Source organism: Bacillus sp. 105MF (genome assembly GCF_000374885.1).
In the GTDB taxonomy this organism is placed as follows: Bacteria; Bacillota; Bacilli; order Bacillales; family Bacillaceae_G; genus Bacillus_A; species Bacillus_A pseudomycoides.
Genome location: NZ_KB895585.1, coordinates 15,155 through 33,067 on the forward strand (window position 1 = coordinate 15,155; position 17,913 = coordinate 33,067).

The 17,913-nt window shown below is 32.5% G+C and carries 18 protein-coding genes and 2 pseudogenes; 13 read left to right on the top strand and 7 right to left on the bottom strand.

From position 1 onward, the window contains the following. Positions 1–91 precede the first annotated feature (91 nt). Complete coding sequence (locus C564_RS0123100) at positions 92–934, top strand: alpha/beta fold hydrolase (RefSeq protein WP_018767014.1); 843 nt, start codon at positions 92–94, stop codon at positions 932–934. A 295-nt stretch (positions 935–1,229) separates the two neighbouring features. Next, positions 1,230–1,766: a histidine phosphatase family protein gene (locus tag C564_RS0123105; RefSeq protein WP_018767015.1), complete on the top strand. Its 537-nt coding sequence runs from the start codon at positions 1,230–1,232 to the stop codon at positions 1,764–1,766. Between the two features lie 218 nt (positions 1,767–1,984). On the opposite strand, the gene C564_RS0123110 is transcribed toward C564_RS0123105, so the two are convergent. Both C564_RS0123110 and C564_RS0123115 read right to left on the bottom strand, forming a co-directional pair. After that, the gene (locus tag C564_RS0123110; protein WP_006097531.1) at positions 1,985–3,364 is read right to left on the bottom strand and encodes an aldehyde dehydrogenase; all 1,380 of its coding nucleotides are present in this window, start codon (positions 3,362–3,364) and stop codon (positions 1,985–1,987) included. A 535-nt stretch (positions 3,365–3,899) separates the two neighbouring features. Further along, positions 3,900–4,475, bottom strand: a complete 576-nt coding sequence (locus tag C564_RS0123115) for a histidine phosphatase family protein (RefSeq protein WP_006097532.1) — start codon at positions 4,473–4,475, stop codon at positions 3,900–3,902. A 222-nt stretch (positions 4,476–4,697) separates the two neighbouring features. On the opposite strand from C564_RS0123115, the gene C564_RS0123120 reads away from it, so the two are divergent. The 3 genes from C564_RS0123120 to C564_RS0123135 all read left to right on the top strand — a co-directional run bounded on the left by C564_RS0123120 (position 4,698) and on the right by C564_RS0123135 (position 7,666). Further along, positions 4,698–5,207: a GNAT family N-acetyltransferase gene (locus tag C564_RS0123120; RefSeq protein WP_018767016.1), complete on the top strand. Its 510-nt coding sequence runs from the start codon at positions 4,698–4,700 to the stop codon at positions 5,205–5,207. A gap of 169 nt (positions 5,208–5,376) precedes the next feature. Continuing rightward, a complete protein-coding gene (locus C564_RS0123125) occupies positions 5,377–5,526 on the top strand; it encodes an aspartyl-phosphate phosphatase Spo0E family protein (protein WP_003203953.1) in 150 nt (49 codons plus the stop codon). A gap of 739 nt (positions 5,527–6,265) precedes the next feature. Further along, entirely contained in the window at positions 6,266–7,666 is a 1,401-nt protein-coding gene (locus C564_RS0123135; RefSeq protein WP_018767017.1) for a protoporphyrinogen oxidase, read from the top strand. An 85-nt stretch (positions 7,667–7,751) separates the two neighbouring features. On the opposite strand, the gene C564_RS0123140 is transcribed toward C564_RS0123135, so the two are convergent. After that, complete coding sequence (locus C564_RS0123140; protein WP_006094892.1) at positions 7,752–8,312, bottom strand: hypothetical protein; 561 nt, start codon at positions 8,310–8,312, stop codon at positions 7,752–7,754. A 516-nt stretch (positions 8,313–8,828) separates the two neighbouring features. Between C564_RS0123140 and C564_RS0123145 the strand changes: the two genes are divergently transcribed. After that, complete coding sequence (locus C564_RS0123145; RefSeq protein ID WP_006094891.1) at positions 8,829–9,383, top strand: GNAT family N-acetyltransferase; 555 nt, start codon at positions 8,829–8,831, stop codon at positions 9,381–9,383. 84 nt (positions 9,384–9,467) lie between these two features. Here the strand turns inward: C564_RS0123145 and C564_RS0123150 are convergent, their stop codons facing one another. Continuing rightward, positions 9,468–9,653, bottom strand: coding sequence for a cold-shock protein (locus C564_RS0123150; RefSeq protein WP_000286203.1), 186 nt, complete (start codon positions 9,651–9,653; stop codon positions 9,468–9,470). A gap of 87 nt (positions 9,654–9,740) precedes the next feature. After that, positions 9,741–9,944: a cold-shock protein CspD gene (gene cspD, locus C564_RS0123155; protein ID WP_003203959.1), complete on the bottom strand. Its 204-nt coding sequence runs from the start codon at positions 9,942–9,944 to the stop codon at positions 9,741–9,743. Positions 9,945–10,447: 503 nt separating this feature from the next. Between cspD and C564_RS0123160 the strand changes: the two genes are divergently transcribed. After that, the gene (locus C564_RS0123160; RefSeq protein WP_006094887.1) at positions 10,448–11,344 is read left to right on the top strand and encodes a CPBP family intramembrane glutamic endopeptidase; all 897 of its coding nucleotides are present in this window, start codon (positions 10,448–10,450) and stop codon (positions 11,342–11,344) included. 112 nt (positions 11,345–11,456) lie between these two features. On the opposite strand, the pseudogene C564_RS38490 reads toward C564_RS0123160, so the two are convergent. Continuing rightward, positions 11,457–11,638: pseudogene (locus C564_RS38490) on the bottom strand (arginase family protein); the annotation flags it as partial. A gap of 391 nt (positions 11,639–12,029) precedes the next feature. Between C564_RS38490 and C564_RS0123165 the strand changes: the two are divergent. The 3 genes from C564_RS0123165 (at position 12,030) to C564_RS32510 (ending at position 14,582) form a co-directional block, all read left to right on the top strand. Beyond that, complete coding sequence (locus C564_RS0123165) at positions 12,030–12,635, top strand: PRK06770 family protein (RefSeq protein WP_006094885.1); 606 nt, start codon at positions 12,030–12,032, stop codon at positions 12,633–12,635. 133 nt (positions 12,636–12,768) lie between these two features. Beyond that, complete coding sequence (locus C564_RS0123170; RefSeq protein WP_006094884.1) at positions 12,769–13,191, top strand: MarR family winged helix-turn-helix transcriptional regulator; 423 nt, start codon at positions 12,769–12,771, stop codon at positions 13,189–13,191. Positions 13,192–13,343: 152 nt separating this feature from the next. Next, a complete protein-coding gene (locus C564_RS32510) occupies positions 13,344–14,582 on the top strand; it encodes an MFS transporter (protein ID WP_018767018.1) in 1,239 nt (412 codons plus the stop codon). 93 nt (positions 14,583–14,675) lie between these two features. Here C564_RS32510 and C564_RS0123180 read toward each other — a convergent pair whose 3' ends face one another. Beyond that, positions 14,676–15,587, bottom strand: coding sequence for a LysR family transcriptional regulator (locus C564_RS0123180; RefSeq protein WP_006094882.1), 912 nt, complete (start codon positions 15,585–15,587; stop codon positions 14,676–14,678). 261 nt (positions 15,588–15,848) lie between these two features. On the opposite strand from C564_RS0123180, the pseudogene C564_RS0123190 reads away from it, so the two are divergent. From C564_RS0123190 to gnd, 3 genes and pseudogenes are all read left to right on the top strand, one after another. Further along, positions 15,849–16,139, top strand: a pseudogene (locus C564_RS0123190) (aminotransferase class III-fold pyridoxal phosphate-dependent enzyme); the annotation flags it as partial. Beyond that, positions 16,139–16,828: an MOSC domain-containing protein gene (locus C564_RS0123195; RefSeq protein WP_018767020.1), complete on the top strand. Its 690-nt coding sequence runs from the start codon at positions 16,139–16,141 to the stop codon at positions 16,826–16,828. The pseudogene C564_RS0123190 and the gene C564_RS0123195, both read left to right, overlap by 1 nt. Positions 16,829–17,009: 181 nt before the next feature. Continuing rightward, positions 17,010–17,912, top strand: a complete 903-nt coding sequence (gnd, locus tag C564_RS0123200; RefSeq protein ID WP_006094880.1) for a phosphogluconate dehydrogenase (NAD(+)-dependent, decarboxylating) — start codon at positions 17,010–17,012, stop codon at positions 17,910–17,912. Position 17,913 lies beyond the last annotated feature (1 nt).

The following is a 17,913-nucleotide window of genomic DNA, read 5'->3' on the forward strand; positions in this document are numbered from 1 at the left end:
TACTAAAAAAGTATATGATAGTCAAGACGCATAGATGAAAAATGTATTCGAAATGAGTAGTAGTTGTATTGAAATTTTTTGGGGGAATATTTTGAAACGCTATTTTATCAATAATGGGAACATAGATGTACATATTACAGAATGGGAGAGTAAAAATAATCCCGTAATTTTTTGTTTACATGGATTAGGAAGCACGAGTCTTAGTTTTATAGAAATTGCTGAGCAGCTCAAAGCGGAGTATAGATTGATTTCAATTGATGTGCCTGGACACGGTAAAACTTCTCCGTTTGAAAGTGCTGAAGAATATGAAATGCCTCGTTTGGCAACATGGTTAAACGACCTATTGAATCATCTTGAAATTGAACAATTTTATTTCTTATCACATTCTTGGGGAAGTTTGGTGTCTTTGTTTTATTTGATGGAATACCCCGAAAGAGTAAAAGGTAGTATTCTCATAGATGGAGGATATCAAACAAAAAGACTTAAAGAAGAAACTGTAGAAGAAGAAATAGCTTACTATGAAAAAGATTTTGAAGAATATGTATTTAATGATTGGAAATCTTTCTTCAAAAGTGAAAAAGCAGCATATACAAGATGGTCTGCCTTGTTAGAACTGGCCGTAAAAGGCCTGGGTTTAGAAAATGACAATAAAGTGTATTGGCATGCAAGAGGTGTAACAGTCGGTCATATCATTAAAGCTATGCATAAACATGAAACAATAGATATTTATGAAAATTTGCCGTCCAACATCCTATTATTAAGGGCTACATTACCCAATAGCTGGGATGCATATAGAAGTAAGACAGCAAACATATTTAAACAGAAAACAGGAGGAACAGTAAAATTAATTCCTAATACTACTCATATGCTACATTGGGATAAACCAGAGGTTGTAGTGGAAGAAATAAGAAAGTGCTGGTCTCATTCTTATTAAACAAATAGATGTTTTAGTTGAATAAGTCAAAGGAAAAATCGATTCCTTTCAAGTTCAGGGAATCGATTTTTTAGGTGTGTGAATTCAATAAGGATATTATTACTTGTTATATCTTTTTTACATATTGAAAATGAGAATAGAACTCTTAATTTAGTGAATGAAAATGTTAAAATTATAAATATTAAATCAATAAAAAGTGATAGATATATTTGATTCTGTATCATAGGAATTTAGAATAGTAATCAAAAGCAATTATTGAATTAAAGGGGATAAAAATAACAGGGAGGGGATAGCCATGATTTATGTAATTAGACATGGGCAAACAGATTTGAACAAAGAAGGAAGACTGCAAGGGAGATTAGGATTACCATTAAATGAGTATGGTATAGAACAAGCAGAATGTTTAAGAGATAAGCTTAAACATATAAAATTTGATTATGTATTTTCTTCTCCGCAAGAAAGAGCAGTTGAAACAGCAGAAATCGTAACGGGTATAAAAGCAATAACCGATAAAAGACTTGATGTTTTTGATTTAGGAGAGGCAGACGGATTAAGAAAAGACGAAGTAAAAATGGCTGGAGGTGCTCCTGATTCTAGAGCTTATAATGGAGTTGAGGATAGTAACAGCTATGTGCAAAGAATTTTTAACTTTATGCATGATCTTGAAGTGAAATATAGAAAAAGAGAGTTAAATATTTTGTTATCTGGACACAGGTGTACAACTGGCTGTATCGGTGCTTATTTTGAGGGGATTCCAGAAGACAGAAATATTTTAAAGTTTTCATCCAATAATGGAGAATATAAAGTATGTAAATTTAATCGTAACTCGTGATATAAAGGGTTATGAAATATTGTATTTTTGGGTTTAATGTTAACGTTAATGTTAATTGAATAAACTAAAACGCAAAAAGGCATCTGCTGATTCCCAGTGGATGCCTTTTTAGTATTGAGAATGCGGGGGCAGATTTTATAAATAATAATGGTAATAGTTAACCCCCTATTTTACTTTTGATTGCCATACCCTATGTTCAGCAAACAGTTTCTTTCTTATTACTTAAAAATCTTTCGCAAAATTTTAATTTTGTTCCTATACGGTGGAAATACAAACCCTAAATCTATCCTTGAGCTTTTCTTTAAAATGCTTTTACGATGTGTAAAAGTATCAAAACTATGTTTGCCATGATAGGAACCGAACCCTGCATTTCCTACTCCACCAAAGGGTAAGTGGAGATTAGCCATATGTGACATTGTATCATTGACGCATCCTCCTCCAAAAGAAATTCGTCCTAATACCTGTTTTTCAACATTTTTATTTTCAGTAAACACATACAAGGCTAACGGTTTAGGATGGTTGTTAACCATGTGAATGACCCCATCTAAATCGTTGTACTCCATAATTGGTAAAATTGGTCCGAAAATTTCTTCTTTCATAGCTGCATCATCCCATGATTTTACTTCAAGAAGTGTTGGTTCAATATATAAATGACTTCTAGATGAATTTCCACCAAATATTATATGATTTTGGTCTTTTTCTAATATAGAAATAAGTCTATCAAATTGTCTCTCATTGACAATTCGACCATAATCATTGCTTTTTGATACATCCGATCCATAAAAGCGGGTGATTATTTCTTTCATCTTCGAAATTAGTTTTACCTTAACAGATTTGTGTGCAATAACATAATCGGGTGCAATACAGGATTGCCCAGCGTTTATGAATTTTCCCCAGATAATACGTTTGGCTGCTATATCGAGGTTAGCTGTTTCATCGACAATAGCTGGTCCTTTTCCACCAAGTTCTAATGTTACTGGTACAAGATTTTTTGCCGCGGCTTCCATGACAATTTTTCCAACTTGAACGCTACCAGTAAAAAAGATATAGTCAAATGGTGCATGAATTAATAAAGAAGTTGTTTCTCTGTCTCCTTCAATTACACGAATATATTGCTTATCAAACGTTTCACTTATTATTTTGTTAATTACAGTTGAAACATTTGGTGCATTTTCTGAAGGTTTGAGAACTACACAGTTTCCTGCCGCAATTGCCCCAATAAGAGGTTCAATTAATGATTGGAATGGATAATTAAAAGGTCCAATAATTAGCACTGTACCATATGGCTCTTTTATTATGTAGCTTTTGGAAGGTAAAAAGTGAATAGGTGTTTTTACTTTTTGTGGTTTCATCCACTGTTTTAGGTATTTCATTATAAAGTTGATACTGTTTAATGTGAAACCAATTTCTGCAGCATAAGCTTCAAACTCGCTTTTGTGTAAATCTTGATATAATGCGCTCAGCACTTGATTTTCATATTGTTGAATAGAAATTTTTAATTTTTCTAACTGTTTAAGGCGGAATTGAAGACTTTTTGTATAATCATTATGGGAAAATTGTCTATGCTCTTGAATAAGTTGTTGAATATTATCAACCATTAGGAAATCCCTCCAATAGAAAGAAAATATTTAAATACTATGTATATCAATTATAGAGAGTATTTGCTCCATATATTCTATTCACTAATGCATCCGTTTGCTGAAAAAAGCTACTGTTAAACTAAGGGTGGTTATCTTAGAATTGGGTAAATTCGATAAATATTACATAGTATTTCAAAACATGCTCTTCATATTTGCTTTTATATCAAGGTTAAAACCGTTAATTTAATCAAACTTTACTTTAAAGCTACACGTGAACGTTTTTGTATTAATAATAAGAAAGAAATTATAGATAGAATATTTTATTTCAATATTCTTTAATTTTTTTATAAACACAGTAACTGCTATGATTTTTTTATTAGGAGGGGATTTGTGGTGAATATCGTACTAATACAGAAAGATGATGTTCCTTATGTTATTATGGGAAAAGATTTAAGCACTATATAATAGCGAATATCTCATATTTGTAGGAAACTATAAAACAAAAAAGAAGACTTGCTACTAAGAGCTTCTTTTTTGTTAGAATTTTAAACATTTAATCTAAATGTACCGTGCAATTATATAATTCTGGATCCCATCCGTTCTCTATTTTTATAATTTTAGTTATTGATGTATTTTTAGGAGATTCTATCATGCTCAAATGAGGTACTAATTCTTTGAGAAGCTGCTTAATGAATGAGCCATGACTAACGATTAAGATGTTTTTGTTAGGATATTTATATGTAATTTCTTCAATAAAAGGTATAGCTCTTGCTTTAACGCTATCAGCACTTTCGATTCCTAAATCAAGCTCTCTCCAATTATCTCCCCACTTCGAAATTCGTTCGTCTTCGGTTGTTCCTTCAATTTGTCCACCGCTTACTTCGCGAAGTCTAGGCTCTAAATGGATTTGTATATTTTCAATGTTTTTTTCTATTGCCTCAGCAGTTTGTTTCGCTCTTAATAAATCGCTAGAGTAGATTACATCCCACTTCTCTGTAGCTAAACGTTCTGCAAGTTTATAAGCTTCAGATAATCCAGCTTGATCAAGTGGAATATTTGAATTTCCTTGTGCTCTACCTTCTTTATTCCAATGTGTGCTGCCATGCCGGATAATACCGAGTGTAGTCATATGAAAACCTCCAAACTATAGTTTTTAGAAAAATAAAAATCATTCCGTTATTATATGACAATTCAGGAAATAAAAAAAGGAAATTTTATATTTTCTATACAAAAGTTTTAAGAATATTGTTATGCAAACAGATGAATTAGGAGATTTAAAGATAAATGCAAGTAGGATTCTTGTATAGAAATAAAGAACCTTTAATGTATTAGTTGAAAAGGAGGTAAAGTGATGGAGGTTACGATTCGTGCAGTAGAAATACAAGATGCTAGAGCAATTCATCGTATATGCATACAAAATGATGTTTTACCATATATGGTTTTCTTGCCTAGTATGCGAGTGGATGCGATGGAAAATAGGATTCGAAATCTAGCGCCGAATCAATTTGAATTTGTTGCTGAGTATGATGGAAAAGTCGTTGGGTTTATTGGTTTAACGCAAGGGCAAGGACGAAGGTCACATTCGGGAGATTTATTTATCGGTGTAGATAGTGAATATCATAATAAAGGCATTGGGAAAGGTTTGATGACGAAAATGCTGGATCTTACAGATAATTGGTTAATGCTAGAGAGAGTAGAACTTGGTGTTTTGGAAATAAACCCTGGTGCAAAAGTACTATATGAAAAATTTGGATTTAGGGAAGAAGGTATAAAAAGGGGGAATCTAAAAGCTCATGGTAAGTTCACTGATGAAATTATGATGAGTCGTCTTCGGCCCAATGGTTTAATTGTACATAATTAAAAATTACAAGAAAAAGAATGCTTTTTTTGTAAAGCATTCTTTTTCTTGTAATGGGGAGTAGCTTTTTCTTAAAGATGTAAGATTTACATAAACATAACACTTTTACTTATTATGTAAGTAGTCTATACTAGAGTACATATATTTTCAAATTGGAGCGAGTAAATAAAACATGGAGCTGAGAAAATTAGAACATATCATTGAAGTGAAAAAAGAAGAACTTTTTGCACTTGTTTCAAATTATGGATTTCAACACCAAAAAGTACTTGAAATGAGCCAGGAATTAGACAAGTTAATAAATTATTTTATGTTATTAAAATAAAGAGCGGTCACTTTATACAGAAATAATGATTAAGTGATAGTTGGTTAGTTTATTAGCTGTAAATATTAAAAAGTATAATTATTTCCTTATTTAAATATATCTTCTAACATCATTAAGCGTTACGAACCTCATTTTAGAATCTCATCATGTTATAAACACTACTGTAATATGAAGTATGTTTTATTTAAATAATTTAATGAAAGAAAGTAAATAGATTAGCGATATTTTTGTTTATGAAAAGACCACCAAGTAAAATGAAATTATTAACTTTTGTTGATGTTTTTTTCAGTTCAACCATAGAATTGAGAAGAAACCTTATAACAAGAAGCTGTGCATCATAAAAAATGTTTGAAAATGAAGAAGTAGTTTCGTATATGAATGAAATTCATGAGAATAGTGCTGGGAGAACTTTCATTCAATTATGGAATGAAACGAATCGTTATCCTTTTTGTGAAACTAGTGATGTTTCTAATCTTTAAGTGCCTGCATTATGTATTGCTGGAGGGAGTTCGGAGGATGAGTCTTCAGCTGCTATATCTTTTAAATAACTAAATTCGGAGATTCATATTGCTATGTTTCCTTTGGCTTAATCATTTAGTGTATAATGATCAATCTGAAATGTATTCACATACATTGTATACCTTTTCAAGAACTTTGAAAGTTGCTAGTCGAGAAAGCTCATTTTTGGGTATAATAATAAAGGAATTTATTTATAGTATCGGTTAGGAGCGTAGCAGGTATGAAAACAGTTGTTGTCATAGGTGGCGGTATTACAGGACTTTCTACTATGTATCATTTAGAAAGATTAAAAAAGGATTACGATATAGATTTGGAATTAATCCTTGTAGAACAGAATGAATATTTGGGCGGGAAAATTCACAGTGTGAAAGAAAAAGATTTCATCCTGGAAACAGGAGCCGATTCAATCGTTGCACGAAATGAAAATGTTATGCCATTTGTAAAAGAACTGAAATTAGAAGATGAAATGGTATATAACGAAACAGGTATTTCTTATATTTACTCAAATGATACGTTACATCCGATTCCTGCTGACACAGTATTTGGTATACCGATGAGTGTAGAGTCGTTATTTAGTAGTACGTTAGTTTCAACGAAAGGGAAAATCATTGCGCTGAAAGACTTTATTACAAAGAATAAAGATTTTACGAAAGATACATCACTCGCTGTATTTTTAGAAAGTTTTTTAGGAAAAGAGTTGGTTGAAAAACAGATTTCCCCCGTTCTTTCAGGAGTGTATTCTGGTAAATTGAATGAGCTTACAATGGCTTCTACACTACCATATTTACTTGATTACAAAAATACATACGGCAGTATTATAAAAGGTTTTGAAGTAAATAAAAAACAATTTCAGGCTGCTGGGAATAAGAAGTTTTTATCATTTAAAAATGGACTTTCTACGATTATTAATCGTTTAGAAGAGGAATTAGCTGAGACAGATATACGAAAAGGAGTAACAACGACGAAGGTAAATAGAGTTGATGATGGATATGAAGTTTCTTTTTCAAATCAAGAGACAATAAAAGCGGATTACGTTGTTATAGCTACTCCACATGATGTTGCACAAACATTATTAAGTTCTAATGAATTAGATGATGATTTCAATAAACTAAAAAATTCTTCGTTAATTAGCATTTATTTAGGGTTTGAAATAGCTGATGAACAATTACCGGTAGATGGAACTGGTTTCATTGTTTCAGAAAATAGTGATTTACTTTGTGATGCATGCACGTGGACAAGCAGGAAATGGAAGCATACATCAGATAAACAAAATTTATTGGTGAGATTGTTTTATAAAAGTTCGAATCCTGCTTATGAAAAAATGAAACATAAAAGTAAGGAAGAATTGATTCAAGTTGCCTTATCTGATATTGAGAAAAGCCTTAGAATTCAGGGAGAACCGCAAATTGTTGAAGTTACGGACTGGAAAGATTTAATGCCAAATTATCATTTAGAACATAACCATGCAGTTCAATCTTTAAATGAGAAATTATTAGATGTTTTTCCAAATATGTATCTAGCGGGGGCTTCATACTATGGTGTAGGCATTGGGGCTTGTATAGGAAATGGAAAGAAAACGGCAGAGAAGATTATTGAAGTATTGAATAATCACTTTGAATAACGTAACCTTTATATTTTTGACGAAATCCCTCTCTAGTATAAGAGTGGGATTTCGTCTGTTTTTTACTAAAAATTGTATCTATCGTTTATTCTTTAATTTTGATTAGGGTTTCTGCACGTTTCGTTTTATTTTCTGTAATTGTTAATGTGACGTTACCAGCTTCTTTAAATGAATAAGGGGAGAGTTGATAAACCTCTTTTATGTTATATTTTTCTTTTATTTCTTTTGTGGATGTATTTTTTATTAGGGAAATATTCGGTTTCCAAGTTTCTGTTTTACCAGAAGGGTAGTTTATGATAATTTGAGGTTTTTCTAAACTCAGTGTTTTCCAAGAAGCGAAATAAAGTTCGGTTTCTTTTTCTTTTTTGATTATTTGTTCTGAGAAATAACCAAATTCACCAATATCACCTGAAACGATATATTGTGTATTGTTTAGTTTAATGTCTAGCAAGGAAGGTTGATAAGTGGCTGCGTGATAAAATCCATATGAAAGTGATAATACCGAGGCGATTACAAGCCCAATTATAAATTTTTTCAAGCTGTTTCCTTTGAAACTTGTCATCATCGCCGAGTTTGGTGCGAATCGCTGTGCGAATAAAAAAACAAGTGAAATGAACAAGAGGGCAATGCCTATAAAAATATACATGATTTTCGGTCACCTCCGTTAATACAACTCTTATCTCTGCGTTGAATAATAACGTGATGTATAGTTCACTAATATTTTAACATAAATATCCAATTGATATTGGATATGGGGAAGCTTTCGAGAAACAAATATATATAGTTCATTTTTAAAGAAACATTAATCCTTATTTTTATTTGTTAATTCCATTTTCCGTGTTCCGAATAATAGTAGGAATCCGATTATGGTAATCATAATGATTGCAGTTACTATTAAATCAGTAAACATCAGATTTTGGTTTTGAATTTCTTTTCCGGTAAGTGTTAGAAATACTTGAAAGATAATAATTTAGAGTATTAATTCGGTTAGATTTAAAACGAATTAAATATTGTGTATAAACCGAATAAATTAAGAAAACCATGGGGGAAGCCTGTTTCATCTATTTAGAAAACAGGCTTTTATTTATGATGAAACTTCCGATTGGAGAAGATTTTTCTGATATAATAAATCAGTAAAAAGAAAAACATTAGGAGGATTTCAATGGCATTTCCTGTTTTAGAAACAGAACGGTTACGTTTAGTTGAAATTGATCAATCTTATTGTCAAAAAATATATGAAATTTTTTCGCTTGAAGAAGTAACGCGCTATTATGGAATGAATTCCTTTACAGAATTTGGTCAGGCTTCGCGTATGATTGAATCTTTTTCAAAAAATTTTTTTGAAAAACGTGCAATTCGATGGGGAATTGTATTGAAGGAAACAGGTATTTTAATTGGTACGATTGGATTAAATAATTTACAACTTTGGAGTAAACGTTCTGAGATTGGTTATGATTTACATCCTTCTTACTGGAGAAAAGGCTATGCAACGGAAGCTGTGCAAAAAATCATTACCTATAGTTTTCAGGAGCTAGGGATATTCAGAATCGGTGCAATTACATATCCTGAAAATGTAGCATCTTGTAAGATGTTGTCCAAAATAGGATTTCAGAAAGAAGGACTATTAAGAGGGTATATTCATCAAGGAGATCAACAACGAGATGTATATATATATTCTATTATACGAACAGATATAGAAAAGAACCATGAGATATAGTACGCATGGTTTTTCTTTTATAATTAGATAGTAATGAAAAATAACGAACCCCTCTTATCAAAAGATAAGAGGGGAATGAAGAAATTAACCTAATTTAGGTAATAAACGTTCTCCGCTTTTCATGCTACTTTTACATAAAGGGCATTTTGGCTCTTCTTCAAATGAAAAGTTCTTTCTCATCCATCCTAAACAATCCTCTGATTCACATTCCCAAACAGGGGTTTGTTCTGGTGGTACTTCTGCTACATCGTTCTTTCGATTGCGATACATGTGACCACTCCTTTTATGTAAAAATTTTAATTATATATTAAAAAGGTTGTTAACCGTGCGATGGTAACAACCTTTTTATTGTTTAAATTATAGCTTTACAACGTTTTTAGCTTGAGGTCCGCGGTTGCCTTCTTCAACTTCGAAGCTAACTTCTTGACCTTCGTCAAGAGATTTGAAACCTTCGCCAGTGATAGCTGAGAAGTGAACGAATACATCGCTACCGTCTTCAACTTCGATGAAACCGAAACCTTTTTCGCTGTTAAACCATTTTACTTTACCTGTTAATGTCATGGTAAATGCCTCCTAAAAATAAGAAAAATAAATTACAATATGATCCGTCTTATTTCAACGAAAATAAAAATTCACATATTATCAAAAAACCATTAGGAATACTTATTATTCTTAATAGATGCTTGATAATATGTAAAGTTAAGCTTTTATAAATTTGACCTTAAGACCTATCTTACAACAAATGGTGAGAAATAGCAAGTGTTGGAAGGAAACAGGATATTTTTAAGAGCGAGTGCTTCAATAATGCTATTGGTATAGGGATTTGATTGTATTTCATGTATCTAAGTTTTTTATTAACAAGATTAAAAATATTCACTTTTATGTATTATTCCTGGTTCGAAAATATGTGAAAATACTCCAAATGATTACGAGTGGCATTCCTTGTTGTATTTTTAAATTTATGGATATGAATTTTAAATGGGGATATAAAAGTATAAAAAATAATAAATTTAGTGTAAAATAGGAAGTATTTGTAAGTTATAGAAGGGAAGGGAGGAGTAGTTTTGAATAATAGTCGATTTAAAACAATTGAAGCAGCAAAGGAAGGTCGAAAAAAAGTACACCCAATTTTAGCAGTAATATTATCGATTGTATTTTTAACACTTGGTGAGTTATTCATGCTATTTATGTTGTTTTTACCAAAAGCAGAAACGACATTGATGAAAGGGATTTATGATAACTTAAGGATGTTATTAACATTTGGCGGAGCAATTTTATTTGTATTTTTATGGGTTCGTTTTGTGGAAAAACGTCCATTTTCATCAATTGGTTTTTGGAAAGATAAAGCTTTAAAAAAATACTTACGCGGAGCATTCATTGGGCTTACATTTATAACAATACCCGTTTTAATTTTAGTTTTAAGTGGTTCTGTTACCTTACATATACAACAGATTTCAAGTACAGTCATATTGGGAATGGTAGGTTCTTTAATAGCATTTTTAGTACAAGGTGCCACAGAAGAAATTGTTGTACGTGGTTGGTTATTTCCAGTTATTTCAGTTAGAAGTCGGGTATGGATTGGAGTTGCTGTTACCTCATTACTATTTGGATTTCTCCATCTACTGAATCCAGGCATTACAGTTCTTTCTATATCAAATATCATATTAGTTGGTGTATTCGCAGCGTTTTATGTATTAAAGGAAAATAGTCTTTGGGGTATATGTGCTTGGCATTCTATATGGAACTGGGCTCAATATAATATATATGGTTTTGCGGTAAGTGGTACAACAATATACTCTACACCTCTGTTTAAATCAACAACAAGCGGTCCGAAATCGTTACATGGAGGAACTTTTGGGATTGAAGGAAGTGTAATCACAACAATTATGCTTGCTGTTGCCTGCATTGTATTATGGAGACAATTGTGGGGAAGAAAATTGAAACAACATAATATTGGGTAATTTATGGGGGATAGTTATATTGTGATTAGAACAACATCGTCCATAATGTGAAAAGTAATGAGTATGACTATAACGTTTAAATGTTTGATAGAAGGTTCCTAAGATTAGTATATTTGATTTTTTTATTATGCAACTGTTCTTTGATATGATACAGGATATTTTTTACAATATAAATTTGAGTGTTCTAGATGCCTAAAATCAATATCTTCATGTGGATAAGAATGAAGTTTATTTTGTAATTCATACGTTTCCGTCAAAATGAAGGAATGTTATACCTTTATGTAATAAACTCATTTCAGTCATCTTCTTTACGTACTAATCTAGCACAAATTTAAATGACTTAAAATAAAATGCTTTCTTAATTCAACTGATTTCAAAGGGTATAGTCTGGATAAAGCTAACCGTATTTTGCCGAGCAGAGATGGAGTGTGGAAAAATTCTTATATGAATTTTAGAAAATCATAATCCTTTTACAGAATAATCTTGCAATATGAAACTGAATAGAAATACAATAAAAGGAAACCTATGAAAGATTTTGATCAAATGTTATTTTTGGGGAGAGAATGGATGGAGAATTTTTAAGAAAAAGCATTTTTAAAGAATAATTTATAACAAGTTATTTTTGAAAAACGCAATAGGTAGGAAAAAATGAGTGATAGAATGTTGGGGGGAGGAAATATGTACAATGAAAACACTATTAAAAATACTAGGGATAATTGCTGGAATGGTAGTAATCGGTGTGGCACTTACTTACGGAATTTTATATTATCTCAATCATAGTAAACCAACCGCTAAAAAAACACCAACTGCGGCTCCGGCAGTGGAAGTGTTAGCTGATAGTAAAGTAAAAGCAGAGAATGCAAAACCGCTAGATAATGGTAATTATTCGTTGCCAAATAGTGACTTTAATAAAGGCTTTAAGTGGACTGATGAAAAATTACAAATCGCATTACATGAAATGGCACATCAAAAAGTAAAAGCGGATCAAAAGTGGGGTTATATTTTTATAACGCAAGAACGAATTGAAAGTTTATTGGGGATTGTTAAGAGTAGTGATATGAATCATAAAAATACATATATAGATATTTTAGAAAGATGGAAACAAGGGAAATACGAGAAAGTTGATGCGGATCATAATACGATTTGGAAATTACAAAGCGGTAATCTTGGCGAAGGTAAGGGTGTAATGTCACAAAATGAGCAGAAAGAGTTGATTAATAAAGTCTTCATGCAAAAGGAGACATTCTCAGGAAGCATGTTAATAGCAGGTGGTGAACAAGTTAAAAAATAGTTTTGAAAATTTGATAGATAAGGATAAATACGTAGCGAAATATAAAAGTTCCGCTGCATATTCGCTTTATTTGACATATGAAATAAATGGGAATAAGATTCATATATGAAATAAAAAAGGAAGGCTTTTTCGAATGGATATGAAAAAAAGAGAATTATATGGAAATATTCGAGATGTCTATCATCAACTGCAAAGAAATTTGGATAAAGCGATAGAAGAGCACGATATAAGTTATGTTCAATTTGGTGTGATACAAGTACTTACGAAGTCTGGAAAGGTTTCTATGTCTAAGCTAATTGAAAATATGGGGTGTGTTCCAAGTAATATGACAACGATGATCCAAAGGATGAAACGAGATGGTTACGTTGCGACAGAGAAAAATCCAAATGATCAACGTGAAACACTTGTGTATTTAACTGAAAAGGGAGAAATAGCTAGGGAAAAAGTCGATGTAAAATATGCAGGTTTTTTAGAAGAAAATTGTGGCTGTTTTACTGATGAAGAAGAACAGAAGCTACAAGAATTATTATTAAAATGGAAGCATTGTATAGTTTAATTGTGATATATAAGAAAAGTGTAACATTCTGTTACATTTTTCTTTATATAAATAATACATATATGAAATAAAATAACGTATATAAAATCGGAGGTGTGAGGAGGAATTTAAATAATTATTTCATATATGAAGTAAAAAGAGGGGAATACAAGTTGCAAGTAAAATCAATGTTACGTATTTTAGCAGTTATCGCGTTTTTTATCGGTTTAGATTCTTTAATTGTTTCACCATTATTGCCTGCGATTTCACAGACAATAGGAATGCCTGCTGAAAAGGGAGGGCTTTTAATTACAGCGTACGCACTATGCTATGGGATAACAGCTCCATTTTTTGGACCATTGTCTGATAAGGTGGGGAGAAAGCAAATGATTGTCACAGGTCTTATCATTTTTTCAGCCGCTACATTTTGTACCGGGCTTACGAATCATTTTGAAATACTCTTATTGTTTCGTGGACTGACTGGTTTATCCGGAGCTATGATCATGCCAAGTGTATTTGCATTAGTAGGAGATAAAGTACCGTACCAGTCACGAGGAAAAGCGATGGGGATGATTATGGGAGCAATGGTTGGATCGACGGTATTAGGTGTCCCTATCGGTGCGTTTTTATCTGAGGTAGGAAACTGGCAATGGACATTTTATATTATTGGATTACTGGCTTTGCTTGTTACGTTAATGACAAGTCGATTGTTACAAAAAGAGATTTCGAAAAACCAGTTATCAATTTCTGCACCCAAAGCAATGATTGGATCTTGTAAAATCGTATTTACAAATTTCTCTGTTTTCTTTGCGTTATTAGCAACGTTTTTATGGACTGTAGGACTACATGGTATGTTCTCATACATAGGTGTGTATTATGGAAGAAATTTTGGGTTTACAATTGGACAGATTGGAATTGTTATTTTCTTTGCTGGTTTAGGAAGTGTAATTGGTAATGTAGCTGGTGGGAAATTGGCGGATAAAATAGGTAAGAAAGTTGTGGTTTCAATCGCAAGTATATTTGCTTCTATAAGTGTGATTTTATTTTCTGTATATATTGGAAATGTAAAATATGCGATTACCGCACATATGATCTGGAGTATATGTATTGGGTTTGGTCAGGCTTCACTCACTGCCTTGATTTCAGAATTAAATCCAGCTATACGAGGGACAGTTATGGCATTAAATAGTTCTGCAATGTATATCGGAATGACGATTGCTTCAAGTGTTGCATCGTTTGCTTTGAGTAAAGGTTTACCGTTCTTTGTCTTAGGAATAATTTGTGCAATTGCTAGTTTACTCGTCCTTCCGAGCATATATTTTCTTGTTCAAGAGAAGGCTACAACTACGAAAAATCAAATTGGCATAAAAATGGGAAGGAAAAAGAATGTATACGTTATAGGTGAGAAATGAATGAAACTCCAAAAAGAGTTGGTATCCTTCAGCAGAGACAATCAACTCTTTTTCTTTGTTTACTTTACCTTTGTTGTTTCACCTAGTTTATATTTAAATTTCTATTTTTTGAAAAGAAGCTACAATCTTTTGTAACTGCTCAATAAACATTCGTGTAGCGGCACACATATATTTATCCTTTCTATAAATAATTCCAATTTCTATTGTTGCAGTAGGATTTTTGATTTTAATAGCTTGAATAGAGTTACTCTGTAGAAAGTCTATATATGGTTTAGGCAACACTGTAATTCCCATTCCTTTTGACACCATGTGAATTAATGATTCCATTGTACTTATTTCTAAAATTGGTTTTGGTGTAAAGTTAAAGTTTTGACAATGCGAACGAATAAGCTGTGTTAAAAAGAAATTTTTGGGAAGAAGGATAATAGGATATTTCTGTAACACTCCCATCGTTACAGTAGTGTGTTGTGTTAATTCGTGATTAGTTGGCACTACTAAAGTAAGTTCATTTTGATAAAGCGGAATAGATATGATTTCTTTGTCTTGAACAGGAAGAAATGTAATGCCAATATCTAATTCGTTTTGTAACAATTTTTCACGAATTTCCCCAGTACGAAGACCTAATACGGAAAGTTCAATATTGGGATATAACTCATTAAAATTCAAAATGGCTGGTGGTAATAAGTAGTTTACGGTCGTCAATAGAGCACCAATGGTTAACTTTCCTTGCTGAAGCCCGTTTAAATCTTGAATTGCAGCATGCGCTTGTTCTACTTCGTGAAAGATTTTTTTACTATGTGAAAGCAAAATTCTTCCCGCTTCTGTTAAAGAGATTTTTTTGCCAATTCGATCAAAAAGAGGCATACCAATTTCATGTTCAAGTGCACGAATCTGTTGACTCAGTGAAGGTTGTGAAATGTTTAATTTTTCAGCTGCTTTTGTAAAATGTAATTCGTTTGAAACAGCTACAAAGTATTCTAATTGTCTTAACTCGATGGGAATCACCTCTAATGATAGGTTTTACCTATCATTATCATATAAATAATTGAATTGAACAATGATCATCTTGAAATTATACTCACATTAGTAGAACAGCAAAGTAATCATTGTAAAAAATAGATGAGGTGATGACATGATACAAGCATTAAAATCTAATACATTACCAGGTAATTATTCTCAAGAACTTCATAAGAGATATCAACAAGCTGTACCAATAGGGGGGTATATAATTTAATACCTTTGTACGTACAATCGGCAAAAGAAGCAATGATAACAGATGTAGATGGAAATAACTTTATTGATTTTGTGGGTGGAATTGGTGCAATGGAGCTAGTGACCGATCATGTAACGAAAGAACCCGCAAAAGAATTAACAGCGCAGTTAATTAAGGAGTTTTGGAAAAATGGGCTTATAAGCATTGGGGCGGGTATACATGATAATGTTCTTCGATTTTTACCACCACTTGTAATTTCGAATGAAGAAATTGATAAGGGGTTTGAGATAATAAATCAAGCTTTTGAAGCGCTTTGTCAAAATAGTAAAAGGAGTGGGGAATGATGCCAAGGTCGTATGACTTGAGGTCTCTTAATGTAGGTATGCCCAAAGAAGTGTCATATGGTGGGAAATTAATTCAAACGGGTATTAATAAATCACGGGTAAGTGAGCCTGTTTTTTTATCATCACTAAAATTTAACGGAGATGGGCAAGCTGATTTAGTCCATCATGGAGGAATAGATAAAGCAGTTTGTGTTTATTCCTATAACCATTATCCGTATTGGGAAAAGGAATTGAATCGAAAGCTTGTATACGGTGCTTTTGGAGAGAATATGACAGTACAAGACATGCTTGAGGAAGATGTTTGTATAGGTGATATATTTCAAATTGGCGAAGCGGTGGTACAAGTAAGTCAACCAAGGCAACCTTGTTTTAAATTAGCAAAAAAGTATGATATACCGCAATTACCACTCTACTTCCAAAACACAGGGTATACGGGATTTTATTTTCGTGTTCTAAAAGAGGGGTGGGTATCACCAACAGATTCTCTTACGCAACTTGAGTCTGATCGTAAAGGGATTTCAATCGCTTTTGCAAACCATATAATGCATAAAGAAAAACGTAACTTTGAGGGAGTACGAAGGATTTTAGGAGTAGAGGCCCTTTCAGCAAGTTGGAGAAAAACATTTGAAAAACGTTTGAAAGGAGAAGAAGGAAGTACGAAGGAGAGATTAGAAGGGATTAGTGAATAACGGGGTAGGAACTGTAATGTTAAAGTATAAATATTAAGTGACTCCTATGCATCTACCAGAGCTGATTCGTGCAAAATATATCCGTAGTGAAAAAATTTGGATAAATATTGATTGTTCAAATGAAGAAAGATAAACAAAGGATTAGCGAATCTCACTTAGGTATTTTTAGGAGGAGTTAAAAATGAAAATAGGGTTAATCGGTCTAGGGAAAATGGGATTAAATTTAGGTCAAAATTTAATTGATAAGAATCATGAAGTAGTGGCGTATGATGTAAATACAGATGCTATAAAAGAAATAAAAGAATATGGAGCTATAGGTACATCTAGTCTATCTGAACTTATTCAATCTCTCGAAAAACCAAGAATTCTATGGATTATGGTGCCACATGCTGTTGTTGATACTGTTATTAATGAAATTACACCGCTTTTAAGTCAAGGAGATATTGTGATTGAAGCGGGTAATTCCTATTATAAGGAATCCATTCGTCGTTATGATGAGTTTAAAAAAGCTGGTGTGCATTTTATGGATGCAGGAACGTCTGGTGGAACAGAAGGTGCTCGTAATGGTGCTTGTTATATGATTGGAGGAGATCCGGAAGCGTGGGAAACTGTTGAGACTGTATTTCGAGATACAGCTGTAGAAAATGGATATTTATATGCAGGAAAAGCAGGAAGTGGTCATTTTTTAAAGATGGTTCATAATGGGATTGAATATGGTATGATGGCTGCTATTGGTGAGGGATTTGAAGTGTTAGAGAAAAGCGAGTTTGATTATGACTATGAAAAAGTAGCAAGAGTATGGAATAATGGTTCAGTTATTCGTTCATGGCTCATGGATTTAACGGAACGCGCATTTTCAAAGGATGCAAAGTTAGATGACATTAGAGGAATCATGCATTCTTCAGGAGAAGGAAAATGGACAGTTGAAACGGCTCTTGATTTACAAACAGCGACACCTGTTATTGCCCTGTCCTTATTAATGAGGTATCGTTCATTAGAAAATGATACATTTACAGGTAAAGTTGTTGCAGCACTCCGTAACGAATTTGGCGGACATGCGGTAGAAAAAAGTGACAAAAAATGAG

Excerpts from the sequence above, each read along its gene's own strand:
- C564_RS0123135 (WP_018767017.1), top strand. The coding sequence starts at position 6,266 with ATGAAAACAGTTGTTGTCATAGGTGGCGGTATTACAGGACTTTCTACT.
- C564_RS0123165 (WP_006094885.1), top strand. The coding sequence starts at position 12,030 with ATGAAAACACTATTAAAAATACTAGGGATAATTGCTGGAATGGTAGTA.
- C564_RS0123145 (WP_006094891.1), top strand. The coding sequence starts at position 8,829 with ATGGCATTTCCTGTTTTAGAAACAGAACGGTTACGTTTAGTTGAAATT.
- gnd (WP_006094880.1), top strand. The coding sequence starts at position 17,010 with ATGAAAATAGGGTTAATCGGTCTAGGGAAAATGGGATTAAATTTAGGT.
- C564_RS0123120 (WP_018767016.1), top strand. The coding sequence starts at position 4,698 with ATGGAGGTTACGATTCGTGCAGTAGAAATACAAGATGCTAGAGCAATT.
- C564_RS0123110 (WP_006097531.1), bottom strand. The coding sequence starts at position 3,364 with ATGGTTGATAATATTCAACAACTTATTCAAGAGCATAGACAATTTTCC.
- cspD (WP_003203959.1), bottom strand. The coding sequence starts at position 9,944 with ATGACATTAACAGGTAAAGTAAAATGGTTTAACAGCGAAAAAGGTTTC.
- C564_RS0123140 (WP_006094892.1), bottom strand. The coding sequence starts at position 8,312 with ATGTATATTTTTATAGGCATTGCCCTCTTGTTCATTTCACTTGTTTTT.
- C564_RS0123115 (WP_006097532.1), bottom strand. The coding sequence starts at position 4,475 with ATGACTACACTCGGTATTATCCGGCATGGCAGCACACATTGGAATAAA.
- C564_RS0123170 (WP_006094884.1), top strand. The coding sequence starts at position 12,769 with ATGGATATGAAAAAAAGAGAATTATATGGAAATATTCGAGATGTCTAT.
- C564_RS0123105 (WP_018767015.1), top strand. The coding sequence starts at position 1,230 with ATGATTTATGTAATTAGACATGGGCAAACAGATTTGAACAAAGAAGGA.
- C564_RS0123195 (WP_018767020.1), top strand. The coding sequence starts at position 16,139 with ATGCCAAGGTCGTATGACTTGAGGTCTCTTAATGTAGGTATGCCCAAA.
- C564_RS0123150 (WP_000286203.1), bottom strand. The coding sequence starts at position 9,653 with ATGTATCGCAATCGAAAGAACGATGTAGCAGAAGTACCACCAGAACAA.
- C564_RS0123125 (WP_003203953.1), top strand. The coding sequence starts at position 5,377 with ATGGAGCTGAGAAAATTAGAACATATCATTGAAGTGAAAAAAGAAGAA.